This window comes from Mycetocola sp. (assembly GCF_046716805.1).
Classification (GTDB): domain Bacteria; phylum Actinomycetota; class Actinomycetes; order Actinomycetales; family Microbacteriaceae; genus Mycetocola_A.
The window spans coordinates 1-17,450 of the sequence record NZ_JBKJWH010000153.1 but is presented as its reverse complement, the minus strand read 5'-3'; the positions used below and the strand labels follow the sequence as shown (position 1 = coordinate 17,450).

Sequence of the window (17,450 nt, the reverse complement as noted above, 5' to 3'; positions counted from 1 at the left end):
GTTGTGGTCCAGTCTGGTGAGTGCCGTGAATCTCTCGCGCGGGATGTCCGGAGCATGCGCTGACGCGATCAGGGCGTTTGTGTTCGCCGGGTTGCCGACCACCACGACGCGAATATCGGATGCCGCGCCCGCGTTGAGCGCGGCGCCCTGCGGTCCGAAGATGGCTCCGTTCGCCGCCAGAAGGTCGGCACGTTCCATTCCCGGGCCGCGCGGACGCGAGCCGACGAGCAGTGCGACGTTCGCGCCGTCGAATGCGGTGGCCGCGCTGTCGGTCACGGTGACGGCGTCGAGGAGCGGGAACGCGGCATCCTGCAGTTCAAGAGCGGCACCCTCCGCCCCGGCAAGTCCGGCGGGAATCTCGAGCAGGTTCAGTCGAAGCCGGGTGTCCGGCCCGAGCAGTTGCCCTGAGGCAATGCGGAAGAGAAGTGCGTAGCCGATCTGGCCCCCAGCACCGGTGAGCGTCACGGTCGCCAGAGTGGTCGCAGTCATGGGAACTCCCTCGATCTCGGTGCGGACAGCCTACGCGCGAGGCTGACGAGACGGAACGGGAAGGGTACCGTCGGAGAATGCGCAGTATGTACCCCGAAATCGAACCGTACGACGCCGGACTTCTCGATGTGGGCGACGGCCAGTCCCTCTACTGGGAGACGTGTGGGAACCCGCACGGAAAGCCGGTCGTCTTCCTGCACGGTGGCCCCGGCGGCGGTTCCAGCGCCGATCACCGTCGGTTGTTCGACCCTGCCCGGTACCGGATCGTGCTTTTCGACCAACGCGGCTGTGGAAGGAGCACACCACACGCGAGCGCGCCCGAGTCCGACCTGTCGTCGAACACCAGCTGGCATCTCGTGGCGGACATCGAGAAACTGCGTGAGCACCTGAGCATCGACACCTGGCAGGTCTTCGGTGGCTCATGGGGCAGTTCACTCGCCCTCGCCTACGCCGAAACACATCCGGAGCGGGTCCGTGAGCTCGTCCTCCGCGGTATCTTCACCCTCCGCCAGACCGAGCTCGACTGGTTCTATGAGGGCGGCGCCGCCGCTGTGTTCCCCGACCTGTGGGAAGAATTCCTCGCCCCCGTCCCGGCCGACCAGCGGGGGAACCTCATCCAGGCGTACTCGAGACTGCTCAATGACCCGAATCCCGCGATCCACGGCCCGGCAGCGATCGCCTGGTCCCGCTGGGAGTCCTCCACCATCACCCTGAGGCCTCGAGCCGACGTGATCGCCCGGTTCACCGAGCCCGATTACGCGGTGGCCTTCGCCCGCATCGAAAACCACTATTTTGTGCACGGGGGCTGGTGGGAAGACGGTCAACTGATCCGGGATGCCGGTCGGCTCGCGAACATTCCCACCGTCATCGTCCAGGGACGCTATGACATGTGCACGCCGCCGATGACAGCGTGGGCGCTCGCGCAGGCGATGCCGCACGCGGAGCTCCGGATGATCCCGGATGCGGGGCACGCCTTCGACGAGCCGGGGATCCTCGACGCCTTGCTTGAGACGACCGACCGCTTCGCGTCATAGCTGCCGCAGCACGTGAGCGCAATGTGCTGGTCCGCGAGGCACGTGAAGGATACGTTGTCCTCGTGACCTTCAACCCTGACTCCGACATCTCCGGTGGCAACGTCAAACGGCGAGGCCGTGGTGCCGCCGTCGGCGGGGGCGTCGGCATCGTCGGCGTGATCGTCGTTTTCGTCGTCTCGCAGTTGACCGGTGTCGACATCGGCGGGTTGATCGGCGGCGGGGCGCAGCCCGGACCTGCCGGCCCAGACCAGGCGATCACCGAATGCCAGACCGGCGAGGATGCGAATGAAAACGTCACCTGCCTGATGCAGGGAGCGAGCGCTTCGATCGATGACTTCTGGGTGGGCGCGTATCCCTCCGTGGCGGGGAACGAGTACGTGACCCCGAATTTCATCCTGTTCGATGCGTCAACGTCGACGGGTTGCGGGGCAGCGACAAGCGCGACCGGCCCGTTCTACTGCCCGCCGGATCAGACCATCTACATCGACACCACCTTCTTCCAGCAGCTCCGCGAGCCCCCGTTCGACACCACGGGTGGCACACTCGCGCAGATGTACATCGCCGCGCATGAGTGGGGTCACCACATCCAGCACATCTCCGGGATCATGGACCAGGCCGACCGCACCGGCACGGGTCCAGACTCCGACTCGGTCCGGATCGAACTCCAGGCCGACTGCTTCGCCGGAGCATGGGTCTCCGCGGCCTCCGAAACGGACGATGCAAGCGGTACGAACTATCTCGAGCCGCCGACCCGGACACAGGTGGCAGATGCCCTCGACGCGGCAGCTGCCGTCGGCGACGACCGGATCCAGCAGGGTTCAGGTCAGGAAGTGAACTCCGAAGCCTGGACCCACGGCTCGAGCGAGCAACGGCAGCGTTGGTTCACCACCGGTTACGAGGGCGGTGCCGCGGCCTGCGACACCTTCGGGGTGGACGGCTCGCGACTCTGAAGCTGCGGTACTGCAGGAACGGTACCGCAGTATGACCGATGAGCGCCGCAGACCATCCCGCAGGCGGACGCGGCACGACGACGTGCGCTCGTAGCCTCGCTACATGATCGAAGCACAGAACCTCACCAAGACATACGGCCCCAAGACAGCCGTGTCAGATATCACGTTCGCTGTCAGGCCAGGAGCCGTCACCGGCTTCCTCGGGCCCAACGGAGCCGGCAAGTCCACCACGATGCGCATGATCGTCGGACTCGACCGCCCGACGACCGGCCAGGTGACGGTGAATGGGCGCCTCTACCGCGACCACGTTGCACCCCTGCACGAGGTCGGTGCGTTGCTCGACGCCAAGGCCGTCCACACGGGCCGGAGCGCAGAGAACCATCTGCTCGCGATGGCAGCGACGCACGGCATCCCAAAACGGCGCGTGACGGAGGTCATCGAGCTCACCGGGCTCGAGCCGGTAGCGCGCAAGCGGGTGGGCGGTTTCTCGCTCGGCATGGGCCAGCGTCTCGGCATCGCCGCAGCCCTGCTCGGGGATCCGCAGACGCTCATCCTTGACGAGCCGATCAACGGTCTCGACCCGGAGGGAGTCCGGTGGGTTCGCGGTCTCGTTCGCGGCCTCGCTGCGGAAGGCCGGACAGTGCTGCTCTCGAGCCACCTCATGAGCGAGATGGCCGTCACAGCCGACCACCTCATCGTGCTCGGCAGGGGCCGGGTGATCGCGGATGCGCCAGTCGGCGACGTTCTCAGCGGCGCAACCCGCACCGGCGTTCGCGTACGCAGTCCCCGGGCGGCGGAGCTCGCTGCGCTCATCGCCTCAGCCGGCGTCACCGTCAGCCACGTCGAGCGCGATGTGCTCGACGTCACCGGGGCGACCGCCGGTGCCGTGGGCGAAGCCGCCGCCTCGAGCGGCATCGTCCTGCACGAACTCACCCCCCTGACCGCCTCGCTCGAAGAGGCGTATCTGGAATTGACACAAGACGACGTGGAGTACCGCACCGGTGCGACCGCTGACGACCTGGAGCTTTCACGATGACAACCGCAACTCTCAACCCGGCGCACGAAGCGTGGACACCCCGGATGCCGGCATCCTCCTCCCGGAATTCGGTCAGGTTCCCGGGTATCCTGCGCTCCGAATGGATCAAACTCCGCAGCCTGCGCTCCACCGTCTGGTCATACGCGGTACTCATCGTGATCTCCATCGGGCTCGCGATTTTGATGGCAGCCACGCTCAACTCGATGGCCGGTCCGTTCCCCGAGGACGCGCACGTCGGCCTGCTCGTACAGATCAGCTCGTTCCCGGTCGCACTCGGGCAGCTCATCGTCGCCGTCCTCGGCGTCCTGATCATTTCGGGCGAGTACAGCACCGGAATGATCCGATCGACGTTCAGCGCGGTGCCCCGCCGGTTGCCTGTGCTCTGGGCGAAGAGTGCCGTTCTTTTTGTCAGCACCTTCGTCGTCGGCCTCGTCGCGACGGTCAGCGCCTACCTCGTGGGAAGCCCGATCCTCGCGGCCAACGGTATCGCAGCGCCGATCACCGATCCGGATGTCCTGCGAGCGATCGTGGGCGGTGCGTTCTACCTCGCCCTCATTGCCCTCTTCGCACTCGGAGTCGGAACAGCGGTTCGCAGTTCTGCTGGCGGTATCGCCACCGTGCTGGGCATTCTCCTCATCCTGCCGACGATCCTCCAGCTCATCCCGGCGGACTGGGCCCAGGACATCCTCCCCTACCTCCTCTCCGATGCAGGCCTCGGGCTCGTCGGCCTACAATCGGATATCCCCGGCGCCCTCGAACCGTGGCAGCAGCTCGCTGTTGTGCTTGGCTGGGTGGCGGCCTCCCTCACAGCGGGGGCCATCCTGATGAAGCGGAGAGACGCCTGACCCACATGCCCCAGGACTCCCCGCCACACCCTGGTGTGGACGGGGAGCTTCGGCTGCCCCGGCCGCCCGGCGTCATCCGCCTGTGCTGGGCGCGACACCAGCGCACCGCAGATGTTCTCGTCGCCCTGATCTATGCGCTGCCTGAGGGCATCGCCCGGATCGTCACGTATGTGGACGGGTCGATTCCTCCGGCGTTCAATACGCTCGCGCTCCTGCTCGGGGCAGTCACCGCGGTGGCGCTCTACGTGCGCCGCAGCCGGCCGATTCCTGCGCTCGTCGTTTCCCTGGCCGTCACGTCGCTGTTCCTGTGGAGCTCGAGTAGCTTTGGTGGAATCGCGCTCGTGATCGCGTTGTACTCGGTGGCCGTACACGACAGCGTCCGTGCGTCGTGGATCGGACTCGGAGCTGCCGCCGTGACCCTCACGTTGTCCGGGATCGTCACCGTCGACATGTTCGAGGACGTGTGGACGAACGATGTTCTCTCGGCCCTGATCCTCTGCCTGTTCGCGGTCCTCATCGGTATCAACGTGGGAAACCGCGTGCGGTACATCGGGGCGCTCGTCGACCGCGCAGGCCAGCTCGCGCGGGAACGTGACCAGCAGGCGCAGCTGGCAGCGGCATCCGAACGGTCCCGGATCGCCCGCGAGATGCACGACATCGTCGCCCACAGCCTCTCGGTGATGATCCGGCTGGCCGATGGCGCCGAGGCGATGGTGGAGAAGGATCCGGAGGCGTCGCTTGCCGCCATCCGAAACGTCGGGTCCACCGGGCGGGCGTCACTCGCCGACATGCGCCGCCTGCTCGGTGTGCTTCGGGATGAAGAAAGCGAGCTCGCCGAACGGATGCCACAACCCACCCTCGATGACCTGCCCCAGCTCGTCGACAGCTATCGCGGAGCCGGACTGCCTGTCAGCCTCACCGTTTCGGGCGTCCCGCCCACCGGGCAGGGGGCGCAGGTCACCATCTACCGTGCCGTGCAGGAGGCGTTGACCAACGCGTTGCGTTACGCCCGCCAACCCAGCCAGGTCCACGTCGTTCTGGACTGTTCAGATTCCGTGACGCTGACGGTCACCGATGACGGCGAAGCCGGTCCGCGGCCCGAGTCCGTTGGTTCGGGACGCGGACTCATCGGTATGGCAGAACGCGCTGCGCTCTATGGTGGGACTGTGGAGAGCGGACCAGGGTCGAACGGCGGTTGGCGCGTGCGCATGACGATGCCGGAGGCGGGGGAGGACTCATGACGATCCGAGTGATGATCGTTGACGACCAGGACCTGCTGAGGATGGGCCTGTCCATGGTCATCGCGGCGGAGGATGACATGGTCCTGGCCGGCGAAGCGGCCGACGGCGCGACAGCTGTCGAACGGGCGCGCACGCTCCAGCCCGATGTCATCCTCATGGACGTGCGGATGCCCGGCCTCGATGGCATCGAAGCCACCCGTCGAATCATCGCGGAACGACCCGATGCTCGAGTGATCATTCTCACCACGTTCGACCTGGACGAGTATGCGTTCGGCGGGCTCAACGCTGGAGCGAGCGGATTTCTGCTCAAGGATGCCCCGCCTGTCGAACTGCTCGCCGCCGTGCGTGCGGTGGCCACGGGTGAAGCCAGCGTCTCGCCGCGGATCACCCGGAGGATGCTCGACCTGTACGGCGGCCGGCTGCCTGACTCAGCGTCGGAGGGCCCGTCTTCTCTGTTGTCCGCGCTGACTCACCGGGAGCGGGAAGTGCTCGTCGCCGTCGGTGAAGGATTATCGAACCCGGAGATCGCAGCCCAACTGTTCCTGTCCGAGTCCACGGTGAAGACCCACGTCGGGCGAATCCTCTTCAAGCTGGAACTTCGCGACCGCGTTCAGGCCGTGATCCTGGCGCACCGCGAAGGCCTCGTCTGAGCCCGCTTCCGGACTCTCGGAGTCCGATGGCTTCTCTCGACCGGCGCCGGCCGAGCAGGGGAGCGGAAAACGTCGATGTGACTATCTCTCATTAATCCCGTAGGATGGCCCACTTATGGGGGGCACATCACATAAAGGGAATACATATACATGAACTCATCGAATACAACGTTAGTCGCGCCGCAAGCGCGAAAAATCCCGCGCTGGCGACTCCTCGCCGGGGCGGTAATCTTTGCCCTCGCTTCCTCGGCCATGGTGCCGATGGCAGCGTCAGCGGCGGAGGCGACATCCGAAGTCGTGCTCTTGCCCACAGCAGCCACCTGGACTTCCGCCCGTCACCCAAGCACTCCGCTCGGTGATAAGCCGTACCTGAGCGCGTCGAGCACGAGTGACACGTCGTACCTCAAGTTCGACGGCGCTGCACTTGAAGGCAAGAAGGTTGTCAAGGCGTCGCTGGAACTGAACGTTTCGTACAGCACGGCCTCAACCGGTGGAGTCGTCGCCTACCCGACGTCTACCGCGTGGAGCGAGCAGACGCTCACGCACTCCACGAAGCCCGCACTTGGCGCAACCGCGCTCAACACCGCGCTCATCCCCGCGAAGACCGGGGCCCAACTCACCATCCCGCTCTCCGACGTCAGCACGGTGACGTCGAATGAGATGGCCTTCGGTTTGAAGTACTCGCAGCGGTACGTCAGCACCAACTTCTCCGTCGAGTCAGCGGCCCAGCCGAAACTTCGGGTCACCGTCGAGAACGCACCCGCCGCTACTGCGACCGCCTCCGCCCCGACGATCCCGGCAAGCGAATCGAACGGCAAGAGGGTCTTCGCCCACTACTTCCCGCCGTACCCTATTTCGATCGAGAATGGCGCGCCGGCGACGGACTACTACGCCGAGAAATACTTGACCGTCGATGGTGAGGGTGGAATCCACGCCGCGTACGGAGGACTTCTCCGTGACCGGCCGACTCCGCGAGCACCGCTCGCAGGATCGGACTGGAAGGTCCAGGACCTCAAGACTGAGGTGCGGCAGGCCATGGCCGCAGGTCTCGACGGCTTCACACTCAACATCATGGGCATTTCCGGTCGGAACTGGGACGCCAGCGTCAACCTGATGAAGGCGGCCGCCGCGGTGAGCCCGGACTTCACGATCATCCCGATGATCGATGCGTCAGCAGGTGTCGGGTCGAAGAGCCCTGAAACGGTCGCCGCGAAGCTCGCAGAGCTCTACGCATACCCCTCCGCCGAGAAGGTGGACGGAAATTTCGCTCTCTCGTCGTTCAAGGCTGAGAACAAGAGCGTGTCCTGGTGGTCCTCGATCATCCAGGCCCTGAAGAGCCAGGGCATCCCCGTGACATTCAGTGCGATTTTCCTCAACGCGAGCGAGGCGAACATGAAGGAGTTCGCTCCGATCAGCGACCGTGTCGGCAACTGGGGAACCAGGACCGTGTCCACCGTCACCCGCGCCGCGAACTACGCCGAACGCGCTCACGCACTCGGCCTCGAGTGGATCGCGCCCATCGCCGTTCAGGACGTCCGACCGCGCTCGTTCATCTACGACGAATCCAACAACACGGCGACGCTCCGTGCGATGTGGGCCCGGGCGATCGCTGACGGTGCCGACGACGTGCAGATGGTGACCTGGAACGACTACGGCGAGGGTACACACTTCGCGCCGTCGGTCGCACATGGTTCGACATTCCTCGACATCAACAAGTACTACGCCGACCAGTTCCGGACAGGAAAGTTGAACGCCTCTGACGATGCCATGTACGTGACTCACCGCAAGCATTCGTACTCCGCGACGCCGTCTACTCCGCACAAGCTCATGTCGCCCACCCTGAGTGGCACGTCGACCCAGCCTCGCGACACCGTTGAGGTGCTGACGATGCTTGCGTCACCGGCCAGTGTCACGGTGACTGTCGGCGGAGTGAAGACCACCTACAGCGCACCGGCAGGGGTGTACGCCAAGACCGTGCCCCTGGCCGTGGGTACGGTGTCCGCGACAGCGACCCGCGACGGCTCCACCGTTGCGTCGGTCACGTCGCCGTACACGGTCGTCTCGAAGCCGATCGTGCAGGACCTGCAGTACTACGGCGTGAGCAGTAAGCGCTAACTTCCCGCAGGAAACGAAGGAGCCGTTCGTTGGGCCGCGATCACATTCGTGAGCACTTCGAGCGGCTCCTTCAGCATTCCCGCCACCGCGCGATAGGTTGACAGTGACTGCTGCCACGGGTCCGGAACGTCGTCGCCGTCACCGGCCGAAGACTGGTGGATCCCGCGCCCTGCGGCGATGAGCGCGGCGAGACGAGTCACTGCGTTGGCGTCAGCGTCGATTGCCGCATCCCCCGGCCCCGACTGCAGCAGGCGCGCGGCCTGCCGGAGCGTGAAGATCCGGGGAAGGGCAGACGGCTGGAGTCGAGCTACCACTGCTCGGTGGCTGCGTTCTGCAGTGAGAATGAGATCGGCCGAGCGGACCATCTGCCGTTCGAGCTGGCGAGAACGGAACCAGTCGGCGTTGATTCCAGCGTCCGCGAGGATTCCGGCCATGGGAGGTGCTATCGGTTGGCGTAGCAATGCATCAGTGCCGGCCGAACGCACCCTGATCGACGTGATGTGCTTCTGACCCAGGCTGTTGCGGAGCATCAACTCGAGGTAGGGGGATCGGCAGACGTTGCCGGTGCAGACGAAGAGGATCGTTCCCCCGGGGTCGGCAACGGGAGGCATTGCGGCATTCCCTGTCATCGAGCCTCCACCCGCGGTTTCTCCGGAGTCGGACGGTGCAGATCGCTCGACCCGGCGCCCAGGGGGATGGGCGACGGCGCGGGGGAAACGAGTAGGGGGCTTGCGTCGCGACGCGCCGAGCGCGCCGGGATCGTCTGTGCTGGATTCGATGTGTATTTCAACCGGTAGCGCCCCATCACACTCGTCGGCGCGAGATTCAACACCGTGCCCAGGATGGGTGCATCGACGACGGTCATTCGATCCACAGCTTTGCGCAGCTCGCGCATCTCGACTTTCTTGGCGCCCACGATGAGGATCGCCCCACCGAAGAGGCGGGCCAGAATCGTCGCATCCGTCACGGGGATCACTGGCGGGGAGTCGATGATGGTGACGTCGAAACGCTCCCGAATCGCCAGGAGGATCTCCTCCGCACGGGATGACCCGAGCAGCTCGCTCGGGTTCGGAGGGATCTCGCCGGACAGCAACACCCGGAGACCGTCCGTTCCCCAGGGCTGAAGAACGTCATCGAGCTCGGCCTCGCCCGCCAGCAGCGTGGTGAATCCGACACCGCCTTCCAGATCGAGGATGCCGCCGAGGCTCGGCCTCCGGAGGTCAGCCTCAACGAGGCAGACACTGGCGCCAGATGCGGCGATGGTTGCCGCGAGATTCGCCGCTGTTGCGCTCTTTCCCTCGCCCGGAATCGACGAAGTCAGGAGGAACACTTTGTGGTCGGTGTCGGCCTGGAGGAAACGAAGGTTCGTGCGCAACTGACGAAACTCCTCGGCCCGCGGGGACAGCTTGTTCGCACGCAATGCCATCGGCGCGGAGGAGGCGGAGCGGTCATAGACAATCGAACCCAGGAGGCTCGCTCCTGTCGCCGCTTTGATCTGCTCGGCGGTGCGCACCTTCGCATTGATGTACTCGCGGACCGCCACGATGGCGAAGGCAGCGACGAGCCCGCCGAGCAGGCCGAGGGCCACGGCGAGCATGGTGTTCGGTGACGAGGGGACGGATGGCACGGCTGCGCTCTGCACGGTCTTCAACTGGAGTGGATAGGTGTTGTCCGGAAGCTTGGGTATGAGCTTCTGCACCGAGTTCGACAAGCTGGTGGCGATGGCGTTGGCGGTAGCGGCTCCCCTCTCGGCGGAGGTGTCCCTGACGGTGATCGAAATGAGCGAGGTGTTCAGCGGCACGGATGTCGACACCCGCTTTTTCAGAGCCTCGACGGTGGTGTCCAGGTTGAGGGAGTTGATCACCGGTTGGAGGACAATCTCGCGGGTGGCCACTGCGCTGTAGTTGCGTGCCTGCTGCTGGGAGTAGTTGCTGCCCTGGGCCAGCTCACCGGTGTTCTCGCTCGTGGACACAGCGACGAAGAGCTCGGTCTCTGCGGTGTACTCCGGTGTGGCGAGAACCGTGTAGCCGTAGCCCAAGCCTCCACCGATCATGGTGACGAACAACACGCTGAGCCAATGCAGCCTCAGCAGGTCGAGAATTCCCCGGTGGTCCACTGTCAAATCCCCTCGCGCGTCAGGCTGCCTCCGACCCATCTGGCCTGCCGGGTCGGCGACGGTTGCCGCCGGGTGTCGGGCAGGAGACGCAGGCATCGGTGCGCTGCCATGTGTCATGATATGCACATGACCGAGCTATACGTGAGCGCTTCTCAGCTTTGTGCCCCGTTATGGGTGTATGGCCCCGTTGCTCGCCAGGCCGCCGGTATTTCGCCTTGACTTCCTTTGGAAAGATCGCGTCCTCTGCAGGGTCGGCTCCGCCCCGGGCGGCTCAGGTCGGTCCGGGGGTGGCATTTGTCGCTATCGCAGCAGTACTGTCCGGAGTCATCCCGCTCACACTCATCGCGCAGGTCCCGGATGTCGGCCGAAGCGACGCGTGGGTGTTGACGCTTGCAGTTCTCGTCTGGGGCGGCATTCGGCTCGCATGGCTCATCGTTTCGGGTGCCCCGCGACTCTTTGACTTCTTTTTCTGGATGTTCAGCTACATCTTCATGGGAATCGGGCCGACGGCGCAGATTCGCTCCGGATTGACGTCGACAACGACGCCGGGCATAGATGAGGGGCTGTACATTCCGACCGCACTGCTGGTGTGCCTCGGCCTCGCCGTATATGAGTTGTCACGCGCTGCCTGGCTAGGGCGAGAGCGAGGCCGGAGAGTGGCGCAGCATAGAGCCGAGCTGGTGGAGCCTTTCGTGTCGCAGGTCGGTCGAACCCGCACCATCCTGCTTGTCGGTTTCGGGCTGGCTGCGAGCGCGTACTACCTCGCAGTCGTGGGGCCGGTTGCTCTGTTGGGCAGTCGCGAGGCCGCATTCGGAGCGAGGAGCGCAGCCTGGACCGACCCGGCCGTGCGTTCCATCATGTACGCGCTCGCGGTGTATCCACTCCTCGTCGGGGCGGGGGCGCTCGCCCAGCTCAGGCGTCGTGCCGAGAGCCCGTCTGTTGCCCGCTGGTATGCGGCCGGGCTGGCCGGCTGCGTTCTGGTGCTGCTGCTGATCGTCAACCCGATCGGCAGCGCTCGTTTTGTCTTCGCCACCGTGGCGTTCGCACTGGTGGCATACGCCGGCGCGCTCATGAGCCAGAAACGCGTCCGCTTCACGCTCGCCGGAATGCTCGGCGCATTCCTTTTCGTCTTTCCTCTGGCCGACGCATTCCGCAATGAAGAGGTCAATCTCACCCGTAACGGGTTCTTCGGTGAATATCTGAGTAATCCGGACTACGACGCATTCTGGCAGGTCGCCAATGCCCTGTCGTATTGGGTCGACGGGCTGGTCGTCCCGCTTCGACAATTGCTTGGCAGTGCCTTCTTTTGGGTTCCACGCGCGGTCTGGGCCGATAAGCCGACCGATACAGGTATCCTCCTCGCCGACTACCGGGGGTACAGCTTCAACAACCTGTCCGCGCCGTTGTGGGCAGAGTTCCTTGTCAACGGCGGTGTGATCGTGCTCGTCCTCGGGTTCGCCGGAATCGGAATCGCGCTCAGGGCAATGGACTCCCGGCTGCTCCCATCGTTCGCCAGCGGTGGGTTGTGGGCCATTGTCGGAGCGATCTTCCCGGTGTACATGACGATCCTCATGCGCGGGTCACTGCTGCAGGCGACCGGAGCCATGGCCGTCGCGACCGCCTGCGTCCTGCTCGTGCGCCAGCGGAGCGGTCCCCAGGCCCCGCCCCGGCATCAAGTCGAGTAGGCGTCCTCAAGAATATCGGCGACCGCCGGCATGCTGAATTCCTCGCGCGCGGTGCGCGTCCCTCGCTCGCCCATCGTCCTGGCAAGGTCCGGGTCTGCGAGAAGCGAACGGACAGCGGCATTCATCCCGTCCTGAGTTGCATCCGTCACAAGGCCGCATTGCGTCCGCCTGATCATCGGGGCGAGCGCGCAGGAATCGGTGACGACAACGGGAAGCCCGAGTGCCATAGCTTCGAGCACCGTCATTCCGAAGGGCTCGTCGATTGACGGCAGGACGTAGATGGACGCCGCCGCCATGCGACCGCCCGTCGCCTCAGGAGCAAGCGGTCCTTCCCACGACAGCCGTCCGGCTGGCTCGTCGGCTGCTGCCTGTTCTACACGCGTCCCTTCTCCCTCGTCCGGACCAACCAGAGTGAATCGGACGTTCGGATATTCGGTTGCCAGGGAGCGAGCCATCTCGACGAAGACCATCGGGCGCTTCCTGGGTGCCAGCCGCGCCAGATACAGCACCTCCGTCTCGGTCGGTTCGTTCCGCAGTTCGCGTGGCAGAGGAACCCCGTTGGGCAGTTCCTGAAAAGCCAAAGCATCGCCGCCAACCTGACGGAGGTCTCGCTGCTCACTCGGGGTAAGGCAGAACACCCGTTTGGCGGTGCGGAGCAATGGTCGTGTCAGTACAGCATCCAGGGGACGCGCGAGCGGGTTCGATGACAGATCGATCATGCCGTGGGTTTGCATAACGTAGGGAATGCCGGCGCGATGCACCCGGTGAGCGGCGGGGAGGGTCACCAGGTCACGCGCGGCATGGACGTGCACGATGTCGAATCTGCCGGCAGCCGACGCCAGCCATCGGTACAACCCTGGCGCAGCCAGACCCGCGAAACCCGCACCGGGCACCACCCTGCGCGCCGGGAAGAGGGCTGTGGGGACACCGTCAAGGCTCCTGGGCGCGGGCCCGTCGAAACCGCGGTGTCCGCCGGCGAGAACCACGTCGTGGCCGCGCTCCGTCAACGCCCGCGCCTGATTGACCGCGACTCTCACCGGGCCGCCGAAGTCGCCTCGAGGGGAGACGAGCGTCACGACGGAGAGGATTCTCATAGTCGAAATTCCCGCTGAGCATAACGTGTGGCCAGCGGGCCAAGCATGACGGAGCCGGGCTCGACGGCACCGGTGATGAGGGCAGTGGCGCCGATGATGCTGTCACTGCCGATACTCGAGCCTCGGAGGATGGTGGCGCGCGCTGCAATCCATGCGCCGTCGCCCACGGTAATCGGGGCATTGTCGAATTCGAACGTTGGGGACCGGCGATCGTGACTCCCCGTGCAGAGGAAGACATCCTGCGAGATGCACACGTCAGCCCCGATGGTGACCGGCTCGAGATTCAGGATCCAGGTCTGTTCACCGACCCAGGAGTGGTCACCGACAGTAAGTTTCCACGGCCAATGGATGCGGACTCCGTGGCGGATGTTCACCCCCCGACCGATCCTGGCGCCGAACGCTCGCAGGATGTTGGCGCGGATGGTGGGCGGGCACCACCAGCGTGTGACGACGAGTCCGGAGGTCGCCATCCACGCCACCTGCCAGAGAATGTTTCGCCCGCGGTCATACCCGGCACCAGTGAACCTCGCGAGCTGTCGCCTCGGTGGAATGTGAGGTTCCGGCGGCCGATTCGTCCGAGCCTTTTCCGTTTCTGTGTCGTCGGGGACGCTCATCATGCCGTTAGTGTACGCACTCTTCGCATCGGCGGCGATGGCAGCCGCCCCCGTATGGGGTATTTGAGGATTTCTCGCAAACGGCGATAGCGTGGGAGTGGCGTGAGTGCTCGAATCGATCGGGCCAACTCCCGAGAGGGGATGCCGTGTCGAGACGGGCGGGCCGGTTCACCGGTGCTGTGTCCGGGGTCAACAAGATCGCCGGCTACGGGGCGTCGATGGTGGCGCTCGCCATCGCTTCTCTTGCCATCATCCCCGTCATGATCGGCTCCGACGGGCCTCGGGCCTGGGCTGCGATCGCGGTCGGCCAATCGATCGGGGGAATCGCCGCCGTTGCAATCGCCTACGGCTGGGGGCTGACCGGGCCGGCCGCTGTCGCCAGGGCGGGGCGACCCGGCGCTGTGCGTGAGTACTCGGAATCCGTGCTCGTCAAGAGCATCCTCTTCGTTCCCCTCGCCGGAAGTGCGGGGTTGCTCGCCGCGGTGTTCGCCCCCGGACACGCCCTGCTCGCCGTCGTCGGCGCGCTCTCGACTGCGACGATCGGCCTGACGGCGAGCTGGTACTTCGTCGGCCTGTCGCGGCCGTACGCGATGTTCGTGCTCGAGACGATCCCGCGTGTGTTGGGGACGGTCGCGGGAATCATCCTGATGCTCACAGGTTCCGGCGCCTTGGTCGGGGTTCTTTGCCAGTTGGCTGGCATGCTGGCAGCCTTCGTGGTGTGCTCGGTCTGGATTTTCCGGTCGGCCGGAGTCCCGAAGAGTCATCGTCTACGCCACCGTCCGACCCGCCACGTGCTCGTTTCGCAGGGACTCGGGGTGAGTTCGACGCTGCTCTCCGCGGGGTACATCGCCGCGCCCCTCTTGATCGTCTCCGCGGTCGCGCCGTTGGTCCTCCCGGTTTATGCGATCGTCGACAAGGTCCAGCGCCAGGTTTCCGTGGCGCTCAACCCCTTCGTCACGGTGTTCCAGGGCTGGGTTCCGAGGGCATCCGGGGTTCTCCTTGCCTCGCGTGTCCTGAAGACTCTCGCTTTGTCGGCGGTGTTCTCACTCGCGCTCGGAGCCGCGATGCTTGTCGCGGCGCCGCAATTCATCCTCTGGCTCGGAGGGGCTCAAATTCATCCGAGCTACCTGACACTCGTACTCATGGCCCTGTTCGTCGCGCTCAACCTTTTCGAATCGGTTGTGAGCAAGGCGGTTCTCGTCGCGATCAACCGGATGAGCGTCGTGGCTAAGGCCACGTTGGTCGGGAGCATCCTTGGACTTCCACTCGTCGCGATCGGTTCCGTCCTGTTCGGCGCGGCCGGCGCACTCGCGGGGATTCTCATTGGACTGGTGCTCCGGCTGGGTGTGGAACTCGTCGCCGTCGTGAGATATCTGCGGCACCCGGACGCAGATGCGCCGGAGTCGTCGCGGAATGAGGAGCAACAACGTGAATACCTTTAAAGCAGGCATCTTTCTGGCCCTCTGGCTGCTCCCTGCGAGTCGATCGAAGAACCGCACGCTCCGCCGGCTCGGTCATTCAATCCACGACTCGGCTCGGGCCCGGTCGAACCTCGTCTGGAAAGTCGACTCGCTGTCTTTGGGACAGGGGTCACGGATCGGAAAATGGAATCTGATCAAACACATGAGGACGCTGAATATAGGCCCAGGCGCATCTATCGGACGATTGAATCTCATCTCCGCCCACCCCGTGTATGCCCGACTGTATCCTTCCGGCGCGTCCCTCACCGTCGGCGCGAACGCCTACATCACCAGCAGGCACCAGATGGACTGTTCCGGCTCGTTGTCGGTCGGTGAATTCTCCGCTCTCGCCGGTCACAATTCACGCGTTCTCACTCACAGCATCGACATCGCGCGGGATGCCCAGGCGGCCTACCCGGTAGTCATCGGTGAGCGCAGTTTCGTAGGAACGCGCTGCCTCCTGCTCGGAGGGGCGACGCTTCCTGGACTCTCCGTGCTTGCCGCTGGCTCCGTGCTCACCCGGAGCCGGGAGCCAGAGGAGTCGGGACTGTGGGCGGGCGTTCCTGCGAAGTTCAAGGGTCCGGTCAGGGGGGACTGGTTCACCCGCACGAAGATGTCGACCAACCGGGTCTTCATTCCGGAGACTGGCGCAACCGTCGAAGACGCGTTCTGAGGGTGATCAGGCGGCCCTGAGTTCGCGAAACCACTTTCCCAGGAGCAGGACCACGAGAACCGCATTCGCCGCGAACAGGAGAGCGTAGACGGTCTGGAACACCGCGGGCAGCCCCCACAGGAGAAAGCAAAGCGCCAGCACACCATAGTCAGCCGGCAGGAGCGCAAGGGCCCTGACCGTTGTTGTGGGGCCGCGGTCCGAGGTCTCGGTGGGCAGCGCCCTCTTCAGCAGGTCAATGAGCGTTCCGCCCGCAAACATCACGGTCGCGACGAGCTGGAACGCCAGCGGGATCACCAGCCACAGCGTCTCATGGGGTGCGTGCAGCCACACTGCCACGAGCACGCAACCATGCACGGCCACCATCTTGGCGGCATCGACGACGTGGTCCAGCCATTCGCCCGCCGGCGACGTGCGCCCGGAAAGTCGTGCGACTTGTCCATCGGCGGAGTCCAGTGCAAAGCCCAGCACCAGGAGGGCGGCGACGGCGACTCCACCTGCGACGCTGGGGTCCAGCGCGACGAGCAACGCGAGTCCGGCGGTCGTGCTCATCGCAGATAAGAAGGTCACCTGGTTCGGACTGGCGCCCACGCGATGAAGCGCAGCGGCAAGCACCCTCCCCAGAGGACGGTTCACGAAACGGGTGTAAAAGGAAGCGCCTTTCTTCGATTTCTGGGCGCGAGACAACTCGGCGAGAGCGGATCGAAACGTCGTCACAGTGCGGTCCTGACGTCTGGCCCACGAACGCGCGGGCGATTTCGGGATTCGGCTTTGCTGCAATCTACCGCACGGCTTGAGCAAGACTCACGTTCGGAGGCCGTTACCCCCCACCTGGGGTGATTGCTCCCTTCGCCTGAACCTGAGTAATCTTCACGTATTGCAAAGCATTGTTGCTCGACGAGTGTGCCTCAGCGTCGGCTGCGAGTTCCACATTCACTAATACACGTCTGGCTGACAGAAACCGCCGGATCCTGATCGGGGATATTTATGCGTTCACGCGTTCTGGGCAGCGCCGTTGCCGTTTTCGCCCTTGTCCTCGGAGCGGTGGTTGCCGCTCCGTCGATCCCAGCGGCGACTGCCCTCTCGCCTGGTGTGCATTTCAGTGCCGATAACCTTCCGACCTGGCAGACGAATGGCGTGGTCTGGGGTCTGGGGGAGTCGAACGGGAAGGTCGTTGCCGGTGGCACGTTCTCCCAGATCCGTCCACCAGACGGTGCTTCCGGCGCCGCTCAAACGCGGGACGGACTGGCCGTCTTCAACGCGGAGACCGGCCAGCCCGACAGCTGCCAGTATTCCATCGCGCTCGCGGGCGGCACCCCGACCGTCCGCTCCGTCGTGGCATCCCCTGACGGCAACACGATCTATGTCGGCGGAAACTTCTCAAACATCAGCGGCGTCACCGTCCTCCGGGTGGCCGCTCTCGACGTCCAGACCTGCACAGTGAAGCCGTT

16 protein-coding genes and 1 pseudogene are annotated in these 17,450 nt (G+C 65.0%); 11 read left to right on the top strand and 6 right to left on the bottom strand.

Annotated features, from left to right (window positions below):
• On the bottom strand, window positions 1-489 hold a 489-nt coding region (locus tag ACLQ62_RS12525; RefSeq protein WP_411721969.1), incomplete at its 3' end, for a lactate/malate family dehydrogenase.
• A gap of 77 nt (window positions 490-566) precedes the next feature.
• On the opposite strand from ACLQ62_RS12525, the gene pip reads away from it, so the two are divergent.
• The 7 genes from pip (at window position 567) to ACLQ62_RS12490 (ending at window position 8,360) form a co-directional block, all read left to right on the top strand.
• The gene (gene pip / locus ACLQ62_RS12520; protein ID WP_411721968.1) at window positions 567-1,523 is read left to right on the top strand and encodes a prolyl aminopeptidase; all 957 of its coding nucleotides are present in this window, start codon (window positions 567-569) and stop codon (window positions 1,521-1,523) included.
• A gap of 62 nt (window positions 1,524-1,585) precedes the next feature.
• The gene (locus tag ACLQ62_RS12515; protein WP_411721967.1) at window positions 1,586-2,473 is read left to right on the top strand and encodes a neutral zinc metallopeptidase; all 888 of its coding nucleotides are present in this window, start codon (window positions 1,586-1,588) and stop codon (window positions 2,471-2,473) included.
• A 103-nt stretch (window positions 2,474-2,576) separates the two neighbouring features.
• On the top strand, window positions 2,577-3,509 hold the full coding sequence (locus ACLQ62_RS12510) for an ABC transporter ATP-binding protein (protein ID WP_411721966.1): 933 nt from the start codon (window positions 2,577-2,579) through the stop codon (window positions 3,507-3,509).
• Window positions 3,506-4,354, top strand: a complete 849-nt coding sequence (locus ACLQ62_RS12505) for an ABC transporter permease (protein WP_411721965.1) — start codon at window positions 3,506-3,508, stop codon at window positions 4,352-4,354. The genes ACLQ62_RS12510 and ACLQ62_RS12505 overlap by 4 nt, the downstream gene beginning before the upstream one ends.
• Before the next feature lie 35 nt (window positions 4,355-4,389).
• A complete protein-coding gene (locus tag ACLQ62_RS12500) occupies window positions 4,390-5,595 on the top strand; it encodes a sensor histidine kinase (protein ID WP_411721964.1) in 1,206 nt (401 codons plus the stop codon).
• Window positions 5,592-6,245, top strand: coding sequence for a response regulator (locus ACLQ62_RS12495; protein ID WP_411721963.1), 654 nt, complete (start codon window positions 5,592-5,594; stop codon window positions 6,243-6,245). Before ACLQ62_RS12500 ends, ACLQ62_RS12495 begins: the two co-directional genes overlap by 4 nt.
• Before the next feature lie 150 nt (window positions 6,246-6,395).
• Window positions 6,396-8,360, top strand: a complete 1,965-nt coding sequence (locus ACLQ62_RS12490; protein ID WP_411721962.1) for an endo-1,3-alpha-glucanase family glycosylhydrolase — start codon at window positions 6,396-6,398, stop codon at window positions 8,358-8,360.
• Here ACLQ62_RS12490 and ACLQ62_RS12485 read toward each other — a convergent pair.
• Together ACLQ62_RS12485 and ACLQ62_RS12480 are read right to left on the bottom strand one after the other, a co-directional pair.
• Window positions 8,357-8,971 carry a low molecular weight phosphatase family protein gene (locus tag ACLQ62_RS12485; protein WP_411721961.1) on the bottom strand — a complete coding sequence of 205 codons (615 nt, stop codon included), beginning with the start codon at window positions 8,969-8,971 and terminating at the stop codon, window positions 8,357-8,359. The two genes, ACLQ62_RS12490 and ACLQ62_RS12485, sit on opposite strands and share 4 nt — an antisense overlap.
• Window positions 8,972-8,985: 14 nt before the next feature.
• On the bottom strand, window positions 8,986-10,476 hold the full coding sequence (locus ACLQ62_RS12480) for a polysaccharide biosynthesis tyrosine autokinase (protein ID WP_411721960.1): 1,491 nt from the start codon (window positions 10,474-10,476) through the stop codon (window positions 8,986-8,988).
• 287 nt (window positions 10,477-10,763) lie between these two features.
• Here ACLQ62_RS12480 and ACLQ62_RS12475 point away from each other — a divergent pair, with 287 nt between their 5' ends.
• Complete coding sequence (locus ACLQ62_RS12475; RefSeq protein WP_411721959.1) at window positions 10,764-12,161, top strand: hypothetical protein; 1,398 nt, start codon at window positions 10,764-10,766, stop codon at window positions 12,159-12,161.
• Here ACLQ62_RS12475 and ACLQ62_RS12470 read toward each other — a convergent pair.
• Together ACLQ62_RS12470 and ACLQ62_RS12465 are read right to left on the bottom strand one after the other, a co-directional pair.
• The gene (locus ACLQ62_RS12470) at window positions 12,149-13,255 is read right to left on the bottom strand and encodes a glycosyltransferase (protein ID WP_411721958.1); all 1,107 of its coding nucleotides are present in this window, start codon (window positions 13,253-13,255) and stop codon (window positions 12,149-12,151) included. The genes ACLQ62_RS12475 and ACLQ62_RS12470 overlap by 13 nt on opposite strands.
• Window positions 13,252-13,725, bottom strand: a complete 474-nt coding sequence (locus ACLQ62_RS12465) for a putative colanic acid biosynthesis acetyltransferase (protein WP_411721957.1) — start codon at window positions 13,723-13,725, stop codon at window positions 13,252-13,254. Before ACLQ62_RS12465 ends, ACLQ62_RS12470 begins: the two co-directional genes overlap by 4 nt.
• A 290-nt stretch (window positions 13,726-14,015) precedes the next feature.
• Between ACLQ62_RS12465 and ACLQ62_RS12460 the strand changes: the two genes are divergently transcribed.
• Window positions 14,016-15,311 (top strand): lipopolysaccharide biosynthesis protein, encoded by a 1,296-nt coding sequence (locus tag ACLQ62_RS12460; RefSeq protein ID WP_411721956.1) that lies wholly within the window; start codon window positions 14,016-14,018, stop codon window positions 15,309-15,311.
• A gap of 223 nt (window positions 15,312-15,534) precedes the next feature.
• The gene (locus ACLQ62_RS12455; protein WP_411721955.1) at window positions 15,535-16,002 is read left to right on the top strand and encodes an acyltransferase; all 468 of its coding nucleotides are present in this window, start codon (window positions 15,535-15,537) and stop codon (window positions 16,000-16,002) included.
• Between the two features lie 6 nt (window positions 16,003-16,008).
• Here ACLQ62_RS12455 and ACLQ62_RS12450 read toward each other — a convergent pair whose 3' ends face one another.
• Window positions 16,009-16,569 carry a CDP-alcohol phosphatidyltransferase family protein gene (locus tag ACLQ62_RS12450; RefSeq protein WP_411721954.1) on the bottom strand — a complete coding sequence of 187 codons (561 nt, stop codon included), beginning with the start codon at window positions 16,567-16,569 and terminating at the stop codon, window positions 16,009-16,011.
• A 417-nt stretch (window positions 16,570-16,986) separates the two neighbouring features.
• On the opposite strand from ACLQ62_RS12450, the pseudogene ACLQ62_RS12445 reads away from it, so the two are divergent.
• A pseudogene (locus tag ACLQ62_RS12445) lies at window positions 16,987-17,450 on the top strand (hypothetical protein); the annotation flags it as partial.